The sequence below is a fragment of the Cupriavidus sp. USMAA2-4 genome (assembly GCF_001854305.1).
GTDB classification, from domain to species: Bacteria; Pseudomonadota; Gammaproteobacteria; order Burkholderiales; family Burkholderiaceae; genus Cupriavidus; species Cupriavidus malaysiensis.
The window spans coordinates 2,083,345-2,099,586 of record NZ_CP017749.1; the positions used below are offsets into that span (position 1 = coordinate 2,083,345).

Genomic DNA, 16,242 nt, shown 5'->3' on the forward strand with positions numbered 1-16,242 from the left:
GGGCCGCTGCGCCGCGCGCCATGAAGGTTCCATGACACGGCAATCAGTTTGCGGGTTTCCTCCTCCCCAAACGTCTCTTCAGTGAGGACGGTCGAAAGGCCGTGCGCGCTCGGGCCCATCTCGTAGGTGGGGCGTAGACGGGGACGTCGATGGGAGCGCCGATGGAGGCGTCGATAAGAGCTCGCGTATCGGAGCGGGGCAGGCGTTGGCCGGCTTCGCCCCGGCCCTGCTAGACGGAGGAAAACCTGTGATGGATATGAGCATCCCGCACTGCGTCCGGGCGCCCGAGCCACTCGAAGGCGCGCCCGGCGCGGTGAGCGGCGCGGCGACCGGCGCAGTGACCGGTGAAGAGGCCGCCGCCGTCGTGCTGCGCGAGATCCTGGTGACGAACTACGACCGGCTGCACCGGCGCCTGATGCGCCAGTTCGGCTGCCGCGACACGGCCAGCGACAGCCTGCAGGAAGCCTGGCTGCGGCTGGGGAGCGCCACCGTGTCGGATGCGGTGCGCTGCGCCGAGGCCTATGTGTACCGCGTCGCCTGCAACGTGGCCACGGACCAGCTGCGCGACCGCAATCTGTGGCCCTCCCTGGTAGATCCGGACCTGGTGTTCGAGCACCTGGCCGACCGCGGGCCGGGGCCGGACGCGGTGGCCGAGGCGCGTTCCGACCTGGCGGCGCTGGACCGGGCCCTGCAGCAGGTGCCGGGACGCCATCGGCGCGTCCTGGTGGGCCTGCGCCTGGAGGAGCTGACGCGCGAGGAGGTGGCGGCGCGCGACGGCATCTCGCTGCGCAACGTGGATACCGCGCTGCGCCAGGCACTGGACCACTGCGCGGCGCTGACCGGCCGGCGCGCCGTCGGCGGCGTCAGTGCGCCACGACGTACCCTGGCACGGGCCGGGGGGGCGGGCAGTGTGCCCGCGCCGGCAGAGAAACCGGTGCGCCGGCACGCGCCCAAGGCGCGCTCGGAAGCGGTGCCGGCGCTCTGGAGCGGGCTGTGAAACACGCTCCGACGCGCGGGTCGAGCCGGACCGCCTCGGCCGCGAGGTCGTCTGGCGCCGCCGGGATCCACGTCGAGCCCAGCGGAATGCCGTAACGCCTGTCCGGGTGGGAGTACACCCTGTCACAACGCTGACATGTGACCGGGGCAGCATGGGCGCGACTTGTGTTCTCCGTTCCCGATGCGGTCCGATCCCGCATCGCGCGTGACCCGATGCATGGCCACAGCCCTCCTTCCACGACCGCGCCGCGTCCGCTATGGCGGCTGCTGCCTGTGCATCGGCTGGGTACTGGCGCTGCTCTGCCATCTGGCGTTGGCGGCGCAAGGCATGCTTGAGGCCGCGGCGCCGGAGACCGGCGCGACCCTGCGCTTCGACATCGGCCGCCTTCCCATGCGCCAGGCACTGGAGCAGTACCTGCGGACCAGCGGCCACTCCCTGCTCTATGACGATGCCATCACCGCCGGCAAGGAGGCCGGACCGCTGCAGGGCGAGTTCACGCCCGAGGCTGCCTTGCGCACACTGCTGGCGGGAAGCGGCATCATCGCCAGCAGGACGGCGCCGGCGGCGTGGGTCCTGCTCGATGGGCGTGCAGCGGCAGCGGCCACCGCAGGCACCGGGGCAGGGATGCCTGCCGCCGCGGAGAGCGGGGCGCAAGCGAGCGGGGCCACTGCCTACTACGCGGTCCTGCAGGCCCGCATCGGGCAGGCATTGTGCGGGGATCCCGTGACGATGCCGGGCAGCTATCGCCTGGCGCTGCGCCTCTGGGTCGGCGCGGACCAGGCCATCGAGCGCGTGCTGCTGCATCCGAGCGGCAACGCCGTCCGGGATCAGCGTGTGCAGCGCCGGCTGCAGGGCCTGCAGATGCCCGTGCCGGTCCCGCCCGGGATGGTCCAGCCCATGACCCTGGTCATCCTGCCCAGGGCGCCCGCGCTGAGCGGCGATTGCGCGGCCGCCCGCCTCGCGCCGGCCGGCAGGGTGGAGGTCGCATGAACCAGCCCGCCGACCTGGTCCGCTTCCTGCTGGATCACTACGAACTCATCAAGCGCCGCGTCAGCTTCCGGGTGGGTTCGCGGGAACTGGCCGAGGACGTGATGCAGGACACCTACCTGCGGCTCCAGGCGCGCGGCACGGCAGCCCCGGTGCGGGATCCTTCCGGCTTCCTGCTGCGCACCGCGCTCAACCTGGCCATCGACCGCATCCGCTCGGACCGCCGCCTGCTGACGGGCGAGGAAGTGGAGTACCTGATCGACCAGGAAGTGGCGGCCGTCGACCCGGCCGAGGAGGCGCTGGGCCGGATCGAGCTGGAAGCGCTGGCGCGCGCGCTGGACCGGCTGCCCGCGCTGCGCCGCGAGCTCTTCGTGGCGTCGCGCGTCGACGGCATACCGCAGAAGGAACTGGCCCGCCGCTACGGCATTTCGCTGCGCAAGGTGGAGCTGGAGATCCACCTCGCGCATGAGACACTGGCGCGGCAGATCGAGCGATACCCGGATCCGGCGTGAGGACTCCCCAGGAAAACACCGATGCGGCTGCCGCCGCCCCGGGCCGTCTGATGAAGCAGGTGGCCGGCGTTTCCGCCTGTCCTGCCATGGCCGCCGCCATGGCGATGCGCGGGCGCCGCCGCGCAGGAAAGTAATGAAGACCGAATAGGGTGGGCATGCAAGCAGACAAGGCCGAGGACGACGCCGCCGCGCTCGATGCGCAGGCCAGGGCGTGGCTGCGCCGGCTCCGCAGCGGCGCCGCGACGGAGCGGGATGCACGCGAGTTCAAGGCGTGGTGCGCACGCAGTCCGGCGCACCGGCGGACGCTGGCGCGTGCCGAGCAGGCGTGGCGGGCCATCGGGCAGGCGCAGGCCTGCTACGAGGAGATGTTCCCGGAGCGCCGCGGCCAGGCCGCGGCCCTGCTGCGGCGCCAGGCACCGGTGGAATCCCGGCGGCGCTTCCTGCGGGGCGCCGCCGTGGCCGGCGCCGCCGCCGCGCTGGCGGCCGTGACGCTGCGGCCGCCGCTGCATCTGTGGCCCTCGCTGCAGGACATGGCCGCCGACCACCGCACCGCGACGGGCGAGCAGGCACGCCTGGCCCTGGCCGGCAACCTCGAATTGCTGCTCAACACGCAGACCAGCATCGATATCGCGCGCGGTGCCGGCCCGGCCGGCGGTGACCGCATCCTGCTGATCGATGGGGAGGTCGCGCTGCGCCGCCAGCCGGGCGCCGGCCAGGTGGAGATCGTCGCCGGTGGCGGACGCATCGTGCCCGGCGATGGCGCCGTCGAGGTCCGCCGTGCCGGCACGCGCTACTGCGTGACCTGTACCGCCGGCGAGGCACGGCTGGCGCATGCCAGCGGCACGATGGCGCTGCGCCAGCGCGAGCGCGTCTGGTACGACCGGCAGGGTGTCGGGCCTGCCGGCGCGGTCGACCTCGAAGTCGCCAGCGCCTGGCAGCACGGCCAGCTGCTGTTCCGCGCCGTGCCCCTGCGCGAAGCGGTGGACGAGATCAATCGCTATCGCCGCGGCCGCGTGATGGTGTCGAACCAGGAACTGGCGTCGCGGCGGCTCAGCGGCCAGTTCCGCATCGCCGACCTGGATGAGGCGATCCGCCATATCCAGCAGATCTATCACGCGCAGGTGACGCGATTGCCCGGAGGGTTCGTGATTCTGGGATGACGGCGCCTGCCGTGATCCGGAGTGCCGGGGTTGCCGGGGTTACAAAAAAGATTGCGGTTGGCCGCCGCTGGTCCGTCTTGTTCACATCGCCTGCTCGACCATCGCCGATGGCCGGCAGCACAAGACCGATCCGGACGTATCCAGGAACCCCGCCATGACGCCTCGCACGCTTCCTTCCCACGCCACGCCGCGCAGCCAAGCAGGCGCCCGGGCCATCGCCGCCGGGCCGTCGCCACGGCGTACGACGGTGCGTCCGATCGCACGTTCGATCGCGCTCCCGAACGCGCTCCCGAACGCGCTCCCGAACGCGCTCCCGCTCGCACGGGCGGTGGCACTGGCGCTGGTGGCGGGCGGCGCGGCCGGCAGTGTCCACGCCCAGCAAGCGTTCAGCCAGGCATGGTTCGCGGCCAAGGGCGCCGTGCAAGGCAACGTGGCCGCCACGGGCCGGCTGCCCAACGGCATGCTGGCCGGCACGCCGGACGGGCCGCAGCAGCAGTCGCAGGCGGCGCGCCAGCAACTGCAGCGCTCCATCGACAACCTGAACCTGGCGGCGCAGGCCATCGCGGCCCAGCAGGCGATGCAGCAGGCCGCCCGCGATGCCGCGCAGGCCGCCGCCTCCCCGGTGCCGGATGGCCTGGCCGAAGGCGGCCTGAAGGTCGATACCAACAGCCTGACGCGCGGCTGGATCCACGCCAACGCGCCGGCGCAGACGGTGGCCGACGGCAAGACCACGGTCACCATCGAGCAGACCCAGGCCAAGGCCATCCTGAACTGGGAGACCTTCAACGTCGGCAAGAACACCACGGTGGACTTCAAGCAGCAGGCCGACTGGGCGGCGCTGAACCGCGTCAACGATCCGCAGGCGCGGCCGAGCCAGATCCAGGGCAGGATCCGGGGCGACGGCACCGTGCTGATCGTCAACCGCAACGGCATCCTCTTCGGCGGCGGCAGCCAGGTGGACACGCGCAACCTGGTCGCGGCCGCGGCGAAGATCAGCGATGGCCAGTTCACCGGCAACGGCCTGTATGGCGCCAACGGGACGCCGACCTTCACCGACGCGCTGGGCGCGGTGCAGGTGGAGCAGGGGAGCCGGATCACCACGCGCGAGCCGGATGCCGTGACCACCGGCGGCGGCTATGTGCTGCTGCTGGGCAAGACGGTGCACAACGCGGGCGAGATCACGGCGCGGAAGGGACAGGCCCTGCTGGCGGCCGGCGACAGCTTCGTTATCCGCAAGGGCGTCGGCACCGAGGGCAATACCGCTTCCACCACGCGCGGGAACGAGGTGGCGCCGCTGTTCGCGGCGGACAGCGGCGCGGGCGCGGTCGGCAACAGCGGCCTGATCCTGGCGCGCGAGGGGGACATCACGCTGGCCGGACGCGACGTGCGCCAGCAGGGCGTGGCCATCGCCACCACCACGGTCAACACGCGCGGCACCATCCACCTGCTGAACTCGGCCGCCGATGCCGCCGGGCGCGTGACCCTGGGCAACGGCGCCACCACGGCGGTCCTGGTCGAGGACGATGGCAGGACGACGGCACTCGATACCCAGCGCGATGCGCTCATCAAGGAGTCGCTGGCGCAGGACAGGATCCGCGCGCAGGCCGCCCAGGGAACCTTCGACAACTATGCGAGGCTCGCCGACCGGCGCGACCAGTCGCGCGTGGAGATCGTCGCCGGCGGCAGCATCGTGTTCGAGGGCGGCAGCCTGACGCTGGCCACCGGCGGGCAGATCGCGGCCAGCGCGGCCGGGCGCAGCTTCCTGGCCGACAAGGCGCAGCTGGACGTGTCCGGCGCGGTCGGCGTCAGCGTGGCCATGGAGGCCAACAATGTGCTGGTCAACGTGCAGGGCAACGAACTGCGCGACTCGCCGCTCAATCGCGACAGCGGCAAGCTGGCCAACAACAATGTGTGGATCGACCGGCGCAGGCTGGTCTATGTCCCCGCCGGCACGGGCAGCTACCAGAACGAGCGCTGGTACACGGCGGGCGGCCTGCTGGAGGTCGGCGGCTACCTGGGCAAGCAGGGCCACCGTATCGGCGAATGGGCCGCCCAGGGTGGCACGGTGACGCTGGGCGGCGCGGAAGTGGTGACGCAGCCGGGCTCCAGCGTGAACCTGGCCGGCGGGACGCTGGACGTCGCCACCGGCTATCTCCGCAATACCTGGCTCAAGGGCAGCGACGGGCGCCTGTACACGGTCGAGAATGCCCCCGCGGGCATGGTCTTTTCCGGCGTGTACAAGGGCTTCGAGACGGAGCACGCGCGCTGGGGCAGCACGGCCAGCGAGGCCTTCTACAATCCGCTGATCGCGCCGCAGCAGCGCCTCGAGAACGGCTACACCGCGGGGCGCGATGCGGGCAGCCTGATCGTCAGCGCGCCCACCGCCATCGTCGATGGGGATGTGATCGCGCTGGCGTTCGATGGCGCGCAGCAGACGCGGCGCCGCAATGCGTCCGCCGACGGCTACAAGCAGGCGCAGACCGCCGTGGCCCAGCGCGGCGGCCTGGTCTTCGGCAACTTCAACGCGCTGGGCCTGGCGGGCGGCCACGCGACCGACGTGCGGATCGCGGCCGGCCAGCAGGGGCCGGCGCTCGAACCCGGCGGGGCGATCGCCGCGGACCGCCTCAACACCACCTGGCTCGACGGGCAGCGCCTGTCCGGCTACGGGCTGGGGCGCCTGGAGATCAATACCAGCAAGCCGGCCGTGGTCGAGGCCGAGGTGAGGCTGGCCGACGGCGGCCGCTTCAGCCTGACGGCACCGCGCAGCGAGATCGGCGCCGCTATCGTCGCGCACAGCGGCGAGATCGTGCTCACCAACGTCTACCAGACCCAGGGCGGCTCCCTGGCCGGCAGCCAGGGCTCGATCACGCTGCGCAGCGGCGCGGTGCTCGATGCCAGCGGAACCTGGACCAATGCCGTCAAGGACCCGCGCAGGCTCGCCGGCCTGGCCTATATCGATGGCGGCTCGGTGACGCTGCGCAGCACGCAGGACGTCGTATTGGAGACGGGCTCCCTGCTCGATGTCTCGTCCGGCGCCGCGCTGCGCAGCGGCGGCTCGCTCGCCGGCGGCCGCGGCGGCAATGTGGCGCTGGTCGCGGACTACGCCATCCCGGGGGCCAGCGACGGCACCGGCACGGTCGCGCTTGGCGGCACCATCCGCGGCTACGGGGTGCTCGGCGGCGGCAAGCTGACCGTCGAGGGCGGGCCGGCGATCGTGCTCGGCGGCAGGCTGCTGGCCAAGGAGGGAGAACTGGGCGCAGGGGAGCGCGTCGGGGTCGACCTCGTGGCCGACGCCGCCTTCACCGTCAGGGCCGGCGAGATCCTGCCCGCCGACTACCACTACACCCGCACCGTCGCGCTCGCCGGCGAGCGCGTGGCCGGCGTGCCGGCCTTCTCCAGCGAGGCACCGGTCGTGCTCGGGGCCGACTGGACGCTGCCGCCGGCGCAGCACGTTGCCTACACGCTGATGGTGGACAGCGTGCCGATCGAGGTCACGCCTTTCACCCAGCTCACGCTGCGCGCGGGCCAACGCATCACCGGCATCGCCAATCCGGGCGAGTTCCCGCCCGGCTACGTCGTGCCGGCCGGTGTCTTCGCCGGCGGCATCCCGATCCAGCCGGCAGCGGCGGTGCTGCGCGCCGGCGACACTGCGGCGGCGGCGGTCACCTTCGATGCCGGCACGCACATCCTTGCCGGCATGAGCCTGGCCCGCCCGGTCAAGGTCAGGCCGCTGCAGCACCTCGATGCGGGCCTCACGGGGCTGGGCTTCTCCAGCTATGTGATCGACGGCCACCAGGGCCTGGCCGTCGCGGACGGCGCGCGCATCGCCGCGACGGTGCCGGTGCTGCGCCCTGGCGCGAACGCGCCCGAGCTGGCCACCGGCGCCGATGCGGCCATGGCCCTGGAGATATGGACACCGCCGCTTCATCGCGAGGATCCGCTCGCGGGCAGGCTGACCCAGCGGGCCGGCGCGGATCTCACGCTCGATGCCAACGCGGCGCGGACACGGCCCGGTGGCGGCGTATCCATCGGCACCGGCGCGGAGATCCTGGTGGACCCGGGCCATGCCATCGCGCTCCATGCGCTCGGCCCGATCCACGTGGACGGCAGGCTGGCCGCGCCGGGCGGCACCATCGACGTCATCCAGGTGAACACTGCCTCCAACGGCGGGGCGAGCGCCGATCCGCAGGGCGGCCGGCGCGTCATCGAGATCGGCGGGCATGCCGTGCTCGACGCGGCGGGGCGCGCCTTCACCGCACTCGACCAGGCGGGCCGGCGCTACGGCATCGCCCAGGACGGCGGCAGCATCACCATCGGCGCGCCGACGCTGCTGGAGAGCGCGGGCGGCGTCGCCCAGGCCGCCGACGCCTTCGTCGTGGTGCGGGCCGGCGCCCTGCTGGAGGCGAGCGGCGCCAGCACCACCATCGACCAGCGCCAGCCGGGCGGAACCGGCGGCGCCAGCGCGCCGCTGGTGCTGGCGGGCAACGGCGGCACCATCGCGCTCCATTCCTTCCAGGGGCTCTATCTCGACGGCACCCTGCGCGCGGCCGCCGGCGGCTCCGGCGCCCTGGGCGGTGCCTTGATCCTCACGCTGCAGACACCCCGCTACGGCGTGATCTCGAGCGACCCGAGCGTGCCGGACGAACTGCGCTATTTCCGCGAGCTGACGATCGGCCAGCGCGCGCAGCCGAGCGGCGCCGCCGACGGGCTGCGCGCCGGCCGCGCCCGCATCAGCGCGGAGCAGATCCAGGCGGGCGGCTTCGACAGCTTCACCGCCTACGCGGACCTCGTGCGCTTCGACGGCAGCGTCGACCTCGCGCTCGGGCGCGCGCTGACGCTCTACCACGGCGGGCTGCTGAGCGATGGCTCCGGCATGCACGTGCACCTCGCCGCGCCCTACGTGAACTTCCGCGCGGCGCCCTTCCTGTCGCTCGAAGGCGACCCGGTCTATCCCAAGGCCTATACGCCGACCATGACCGTGTCGGCGCTGCCGACCCGGGCCAGCTTTTCCGTCGATGCCGACCTGATCGACCTCGGCAAGCTCACCCTGCACGGCGTGGCCGGATCGATCCGCCTGGTTTCCGGCACCCGCGCCTACGATGCGCCCGGCTTCGATACCGCCGTGCTCACCAGCCGGGGCGACATCCGCCTGGGCGGCGGCGTGACCGGCACCCGCCTGCTGGAGCTCGATGCCGCCCAGCTCTACCCCTATGGCAGCGCCATCGGCCGCATCCCCAACTTCGCCGACTGGGCCACCATCAAGGCCACCGAACGCGTGCGCATCGGCCGTACCACCGACACCGTGCCGGAAATGCCCTATTCCCTGTTCGGCGGCGTGCGCATCTGGTCGCCGGCGATCGAGCAGGGCGGCATCCTGCGCGCGCCGATGGGGGCGATCCAGTTCGGCGAAGCCAGCAACGGCATCGGCAACAACTACGACCGCGCGGTGGTGGCCGATACCGTGACCCTGCTGCCAGGCAGCATCACCTCGGTCAGCGCCAGGCACCTGTCCATGCCCTACGGCGGCACGGTCGACGGCCTGGTCTTCAGCAACGACGGCAACCGCGTCACCCAGGCCGTGATCAGTGAAGCGCGGGTGGTGCTGTCGGGCCGCGCCAACGATGTCCAGGCGGGGGCGGTGATCGACCTGTCCGGCGGCGGCGACCTGCTGGGCTCGGCTTTCATCAGCGGGCGCGGCGGCTCGGTCGACGTGCTGGCGACCGCGCTCGCCGATGCGGGGCCGGGCCATGGCTACAGCCGTGCCGGCAGCCCGGTCTACGCGCTGGTCCCCGGGGCGCAGCCGTTCGCCGCGCCGGTGGGCGGCGGCGCGGGGGCACTGCCCGCGACCGGCCAGCAGGTCACGATCCCGGACGGGGTGCCCGGGCTGCCCGGCGGCACCTATACGCTGATGCCGGCGCGCTATGCGCTGATGCCCGGCGCGTACCGCGTCGAAGTGGGCGGCCATGTCGGCCCCGCGGCGCAGCGGACGGTTGACGCCGGCAATGGCAGCTGGATCGTGCAGGGCCGCCTGGGCGTGGCCGGCACCGGCCGCAGCGATGCGCTGGCGACGCAGCTCATCGTCACGCCCGGCAAGACGGTGCGGCGCTATGCCCAGTACGACGAGACCGGCCTGCAGGCCTTCCTGATGGCCGATGCGGCGCGTTCCGGCGCCGCGATCCCCTACCTGCTGCGGGACGCCAAGTCGCTCGAGGTCCGCTTCCCCGAACTGGGCAGCGCGCCCAGCGACAAGCCGGCCCTGACCTTCGCCGGCAGCGCCGATTTCACGCCCGCCGAAGGCGGCCAGGGCGGCACCTTCACCGCGCGCTTCGGCGAGCGCGCCACCAGCAAGATCGAGGTCGTCCATGCCGGCCAGGCCGGCACGGCGGGCTACCTGACCCTGGTCGACAGCACGCTCGACGGCATCGGCGCGGCGCGCCTGCTGATCGGCGGCTACGCCAGGTACGCCGGCGATTCCAGCATGGTGATCACGGCCGGTGCGCGCGAGCTGGTGGTGCGCCCGGGGGCCGTGCTGTCCGCGCCGGAAGTGATGCTGGTGGCGAGCCACGGCGGCATCACGGTCGAGGATGGCGCGGTGCTGAGCAGCATCGGCAAGGGACGTGCAACGCCCTACTCGGCCGGGGCGGGCTATATCACGGCCCTGGAAAACGACGACCTGTTCCAGACCAACCTGGTATCGGTGTCCAACGGGCTGCTGAACGTGTCGGTGACGGCCGGCAACGGCGCCGGGCCCGGCATCCGCATCGGCGCGGCGGAACTCTATGCCGAAGGCGCGCTGACGCTGGCGACCGGCGCGCGGGGCGCGCTGGTGCTGGATCCCGCTGCGCGCTATGGCGCCAGGTACCTGAACCTCGGGCTGGCCAACATCAATATCGGCGAGACCTCGGCGCTCGACGCGGCACGGGCCGCCGGCGTGCTGCCGGGCGGGCTCAGCCTCTCCCAAGCGGTGCTGGACGGCCTGCTCCAGGGCAACCGGGGCGCCGGCATCCCCAAGCTGGAAACGCTGATCCTCTCGGCCGGCCAGTCGATCAACTTCTTCGGCCCGGCGGGCATCGACACCATCGATCCCGTCACCGGCAAGTCGAGCCTGGCGGAGCTGGTGTTCAACACGCCGGCGATCTATGGCTCGGGCGCGAGCGGCGATAAGGCTTCCGTCACCACGGGCACCCTGATCTGGAACGGGGTCCGGACCGGCGCGGGAAACGCCGGCGCCAGTGCCGCGGCTCCCGCGGTGGTGCCCGGAGGTGCGGGCACCGGCAGCGGCACGCTGACCATCGCGGCGGACCGCATCGAATTCGGCTATGTGCCGTTCAGCAAGCCCGACACGCAGCTGACCCTGGATCGCACCACGCTGGGCTTCGCCACGGTGAACCTGCTGGCGCAGGACCGCATCACCGCCAACCAGCGCAACACCTTGTCGGTCTACCAGTCGCGCGCGGCGGATGGAAGCTATCACGGTGGTGATCTCAATCTCGTTACCCCGCTGCTCACCGGGGAGGGCGCCTCGATCAACCGCATCCAGGCCGGCGGCGCGCTCGCGCTGGTGGCCCCGCAGGGCGCGGCGGCCCCGCATACCGATGTCACCGGGGCCGAGATCGGGCTGCAGGGTGGCAGTGTGCGGATCGCCGGCACCATCGCCCTGCCCAGCGGCAAGCTGACGCTCGCGGCGGACCAGGACCTGATCCTGGCGGATGGCGCACGCATCGACCTGGCCGGGCGCGCGCTCAAGATGATCGACGTCACCAAGTACAGCTGGGGCGGCGACCTCGTCCTGGCCAGCGCGCACGGCGATATCCGGCAGCAGGCCGGAGCGGTCATCGACCTCTCCGCCATCAACAACAGCGGCGGCAGCCTGTCGGCCAGCGCGCTCGATGCCGGCCAGGGCACCATCGCGCTGGCGGGGGCCATCCTCGGGCAGGCCAGCGGCGAGCGCGACATGGGCGGAACGAGGATGCCCTATGGGGACGCGGCGGTGGATCTGCGCGCCCAGAGCATCGCCGATTTCGCCGCGCTCAACGAGATGCTGAACCGGGGCGGGGTGTTCGGCGGCCGCGACTTCCAGCTCAAGCGCGGCGACCTCGCGGTGGGCAGCGAGGTGAAGGCGAACCGCGTCGCGCTGTCGGTGGACGGCGGCAGCCTCGCTGTCAACGGACGCATCGATGCCAGCGGCGCGCAGGCGGGGACGATCCGGCTCAGCGCGCGCGACGGCCTGGTGCTCGGGGCCGGTGCGGTGCTGGACGCCCATGGCACCAGGCTGCGCGTCGACAGCCGTGGCCAGCCCATCGATGCGAGCAATCGCGCCACCGTTGAGCTCACCGCCAGCGGCGGGCGGCTGGCGCTCGCCCCGGGTGCCACCATCGACGTGCGCTCGGCCGACGGGGTGGCGCGCGGCATGGTGACCTTCAATGCGCCGCGCCTGAGCGAGAGCGGCGGCGACATCGCCATCGACGTCGCCGGCCCGGTCGCCATCGACGGCGCCAGGAGCCTCGCGGTCAACGGCTTCTGGCGCTATACCGACGCGCCCGCCGGCACCCCGGGCAGCGACGGCAGGCCGGTGCAACGGATCACCCAGGCCTATCTCGATGCCATCCATGAGCGGAGCACGGTATTCGAGAACGCGGCGCTGGCCAACCCGGCCCTGCAGGCGCGCCTGGCCGGCCTGAAAGCCTACGGCGCGGCCTATCATCTGCGCCCCGGGGTCGAGATCGCCAGTGCCACGCCCGATGGCAACCTGCTGGTGGACGGCGACCTGGACCTGTCGGGCTATCGCTACGGCCCCACGGCGAATCCCGCGGCGCGCGGCTCGGGCGAGCCCGGGATGCTGGTGATCCGTGCGGGCGGCGACCTGGTCGTCAAGGGCAGTATCAACGACGGCTTCGCGCCGCCCCCGGCCACGCCGGACGACTATGGCTGGCGCATCGCGACGACCGTCAAGATCGGCGATCCGCTGCCGCAGGCCATCAACAGCTCCGATCCGTGGCAGTTCGAGAGCAGCTACCAGGTCCCCGCGGACTGCTGGGATTGCCTCGTCTTCACCACCGATGGCGGCGCGTATTTCAACGGCGACACCGTCCCGGCGGGTGCCAGCACGACGCTGCTGATGCTGCCGCAGGGGATTCCCAGCCCCTTTGCCTTCTCGTCGACCACGCCGCGGCCGGAGCCGGGCCGGGTGTGGGCGGTGTCCCCCATGCTGCCCGCCGGGTCGCAGTCCTGGTCGATGCGGCTGGCGGCCGGCGCGGATCTTCTCGCCGCCGACAGCCGCCGCACCGGCGCGGCCCGGAAGGGGGACCTGGTGCTCGACGACGAGCATTTCACCGGCATCGACCAGACGCTGAAGGCCATCAGCGTGGTGCGCACGGGCACCGGCGACCTGGATCTGCTGGCTGGCGGCAGCGTGGCCATGAAGTCGCTGTACGGCGTCTACACCGCCGGCACCCAATCCGCCCCGATCCTGGCCGCCGATGGGTCCAATCCCTACAACCAGCCGCGCGGCGTCCCGCGCGGCGCCTCCGGGGTGCTAGGCAGCGCCGGCGCGGCCTACGAGTCCCTGGTGAGCGGGGCGGGCAGCCCCTACCAGGCCTGGTATCCGGAGGCGGGCGGGAACCTCTACATCGCCGCGCAGGGCGATGTGACCGGCTACGGCGTGGCGGGCGCCAACACCTCCGCCATGCCCGGCAACTGGTTGTGGCGGCAGGGCGGGGCCGCCTATGGCCTGCCCACCGCCTGGTGGGTCAATTTCGGCACCTACGCGCTGCCGATCAACTCCGGCGACGTGGCCAGCAATGCGCCCCAGATGGTCGGCTTCACGGGCTTCGGCGCGCTGGGCGGCGGCAATGTCGCCATCCGCGCCGGCGGCGATGCCGGTATGATCGTCGATCCGGGTTCGTCCGTCGCCTACGCCAGCCAGGGCCTGACCATCGCGGTCGGCGGCAGCGGGCGGGTGGCGCCGGACGGACGCCTGGTGCAGACCGGCGGCGGCGATATCGCGCTCAGTGTCGGCGGGGCGCTCAATCCGATGAGTTCCTACCGCAAGCCGAGCATCTTCACGGGCCGCGAAGGCGTGATCACCGCTGTGCGGGGCGCGATCGACGTGCAGGCCGGGTCGATCGGCCGGATCGACCTCGGCTATGGCGTGTGGAACTATGCCCTGCCGGGCGATCCCCGCGCCTTCTCCAGCAACGAACCGAACCAGGGGCTGCCCTTCGGCGGCCCCTACCTCACGCTCGGCGACGGCACCGCCACGCTGCGCTCGCGCGGCGACCTGGTGCTCAGCGGCGCCGACGACGCCGGCCGCACCCAGCAGCAGAACACGACCCCGTACAGCCTGGTGGCCGATGGCGTGCGCACCGATTTCGCCGGTGGCGGCTGTAGCTGGTTCTCGCTGTGGACCGGCCGCACGGCGGTGGACCTGTTCGCCGCGGGCGGCAACCTGACGCCGGTGCTGCTCGGCGAGCGGGCCAGGCGCGAGTATCCCGCCACGCTGCGCGCCACGGCCGCGCAGGGCAGCATCTACTACGGCGCCCCGCGCGACACCATCAATCCCGTCGTCACGTCGCTGATCCTGGCGCCTTCGGCGACCGGCGAGCTGGAGCTGCTGGCGCGGGACTCGATCTATGCGCTGCGCTCGGCCGTGGACATGTCGGGCGCCGACCCGGCCGCGATCGCCACGCCGGCCAATCCGGCCTTCCTCGGCATGGGTCGGCAACTGCCGGTAGGCAACCTCAGCGCCGACAGCGAGAGCCGGGCGAGCCCGCTGGGCCTGTTCACCTTCGGCCCCAACACCGTGCAGGGCGACCTCCACGCCGGCGACGGCTCGCCGCAGCGTTTCTACGCGGTGGAGGGCGATATCATCGGCCTGCGCACCGGCGAACTGCTCGACCACACCAGCGGCGGCACCTCGGTGTCCCGCTACCAGCTCGACAAGTGGCATGTCGCCGCCAAGCCGGTGCGGATCATTGCCGGGCGCGACATCATCGGCTCAGGCGAGCCGGCCATGTTTCTCTCGCCGACCGGCCAGCCCGTCTTCCCGACCAGTGCCAGCTACGGTTCGCCGTCCCAGGGCAACCTGATCTACCACGCCAACGCGACCGACGTCTCCGTGGTGCGCGCGGGGCGCGACATCCAGCTGTCCAATTTCCAGGTCGCGGGACCCGGCACGCTCGATATCTCGGCGGGCCGCAATCTCTACCAGGCGGACAAGGCCTCCGTCACCTCGATCGGCCCGCTTGCCGGCGGCGACACACGGCCGGGCGCTTCGATCGCCCTCGCGGCAGGCGCCGGCGCCAACGGGCCGGACTATGCCGCCATCGCCAGGCGCTATCTCGATCCCGCCAACCTGGCCGATCCCGGCGCGCCCCTGGCCGACCAGCCGGGCAAGGTAGCCAAGACCTACCTGGGCGAACTCGGCGCCTGGCTGAAGGCGCGCTACGGCTACGACGCCGGCGGCGAACGGGCGCTGGCCTATTTCAACGGCCTGGCGCCCGAGCAGCAGGCGATCTTCCTGCGGCAGGTCTACTTCGACGAACTGAAGGCGGGCGGACGCGAATACAACGATCCCGCCAGCCGCCGCTACCAGAGCTACCTGCGTGGCCGCAATATGATCGCCACCTTGTTCCCCGACCAGGATGCCCGGGGCCAGGCCATCGAGCGCGCCGGCAGCATCACGCTGTTCGGCGGCTCCGGCGTCCGCACGGACTTCGGCGGCGGCATCGACATGCTGGCGCCGGGCGGACAGATCGTGGTGGGGGTGCAGGGCGAGGTACCGCCCGCGAGCGCGGGGGTGATGACGCAGGGGAACGGCGACATCCGCCTGTTCAGCCGGGGCTCGATCCTGCTCGGCCTGTCGCGCATCATGACCACCTACGGCGGTGGCATCCTGGCCTGGTCGGCCGCGGGCGATATCAACGCCGGGCGCGGCAGCAAGACCACCGTGGTCTACACGCCGCCCAGGCGCGTCTACGATGACCTCGGCGACGTCAAGCTGTCCCCGCAGGTGCCGAGCACCGGCGCGGGCATCGCCACGCTGGCGCCTATCCCCGAGGTGCCGCCCGGCGATCTCGACCTGCTGGCGCCGCTGGGCACGATCGACGCGGGGGAGGCGGGCATCCGTTTCTCGGGCAGCGCCAACTTCGCCGCGCTGCAGATCGTCAATGCCGCCAACATCGTCGGCAACGGCAAGGCGACGGGCCTGCCGGTGATCGCCGCGGTCAATGTGTCGGCCTTGGCCAATGCCGGCGCGGTCGCCGGCAGCGCGGCCAGCGCCGCGCAGGACGCTGTGCAGCGCGAGCGCGCGGCGGCGCGCCAGGCCATGCCATCGGTCTTCACGGTGCGGATGCTGGGCACCGGCGGAGAAGCCCAGCCCGGCAGCGGGCAGGCAGATCCCCAGGCGGGCAAGCCCATGACCTATCGCCCCGGCAGCGCGGTCCAGGTGCTGGGCGATGCCCGCCTGGGCGAGGCCGCCCGCAGCCAGTTGACGGCGGCGGAGCGGCGCTCGCTCGGACTCTAGTCCGGGTCCGGACCCGGCCGGCGCGCGCCGCTGCCCCGCCTTGCCTCCGGGGAAGCGGCGCCT

5 protein-coding genes are annotated in these 16,242 nt (G+C 72.4%); all 5 read left to right on the plus strand.

Going from position 1 to position 16,242, the window contains the following annotated elements; all coding sequences use genetic code 11:
- The first annotated feature begins 250 nt into the window (after positions 1-250).
- The 5 genes from BKK79_RS29195 to BKK79_RS29215 all read left to right on the plus strand — a co-directional run bounded on the left by BKK79_RS29195 (position 251) and on the right by BKK79_RS29215 (position 16,179).
- Complete coding sequence (locus BKK79_RS29195; protein WP_071039552.1) at positions 251-997, plus strand: RNA polymerase sigma factor; 747 nt, start codon at positions 251-253, stop codon at positions 995-997.
- A 216-nt stretch (positions 998-1,213) separates the two neighbouring features.
- Positions 1,214-1,987, plus strand: a complete 774-nt coding sequence (locus tag BKK79_RS29200) for an STN domain-containing protein (RefSeq protein WP_071039553.1) — start codon at positions 1,214-1,216, stop codon at positions 1,985-1,987.
- Positions 1,984-2,496 carry an RNA polymerase sigma factor gene (locus tag BKK79_RS29205; RefSeq protein WP_071039554.1) on the plus strand — a complete coding sequence of 171 codons (513 nt, stop codon included), beginning with the start codon at positions 1,984-1,986 and terminating at the stop codon, positions 2,494-2,496. The genes BKK79_RS29200 and BKK79_RS29205 overlap by 4 nt, the downstream gene beginning before the upstream one ends.
- 155 nt (positions 2,497-2,651) lie before the next feature.
- Positions 2,652-3,656 (plus strand): FecR family protein, encoded by a 1,005-nt coding sequence (locus BKK79_RS29210; RefSeq protein ID WP_071039555.1) that lies wholly within the window; start codon positions 2,652-2,654, stop codon positions 3,654-3,656.
- 154 nt (positions 3,657-3,810) lie between these two features.
- Positions 3,811-16,179 carry a filamentous hemagglutinin family protein gene (locus tag BKK79_RS29215; protein WP_071039556.1) on the plus strand — a complete coding sequence of 4,123 codons (12,369 nt, stop codon included), beginning with the start codon at positions 3,811-3,813 and terminating at the stop codon, positions 16,177-16,179.
- Positions 16,180-16,242: the final 63 nt, after the last annotated feature.

What these genes read in the sequence shown, in the direction of transcription:
- BKK79_RS29200 (WP_071039553.1), top strand. Translation starts at nt 1,214, where the DNA reads ATGGCCACAGCCCTCCTTCCACGACCGCGCCGCGTCCGCTATGGCGGC.
- BKK79_RS29205 (WP_071039554.1), top strand. Translation starts at nt 1,984, where the DNA reads ATGAACCAGCCCGCCGACCTGGTCCGCTTCCTGCTGGATCACTACGAA.
- BKK79_RS29210 (WP_071039555.1), top strand. Translation starts at nt 2,652, where the DNA reads ATGCAAGCAGACAAGGCCGAGGACGACGCCGCCGCGCTCGATGCGCAG.
- BKK79_RS29215 (WP_071039556.1), top strand. Translation starts at nt 3,811, where the DNA reads ATGACGCCTCGCACGCTTCCTTCCCACGCCACGCCGCGCAGCCAAGCA.
- BKK79_RS29195 (WP_071039552.1), top strand. Translation starts at nt 251, where the DNA reads ATGGATATGAGCATCCCGCACTGCGTCCGGGCGCCCGAGCCACTCGAA.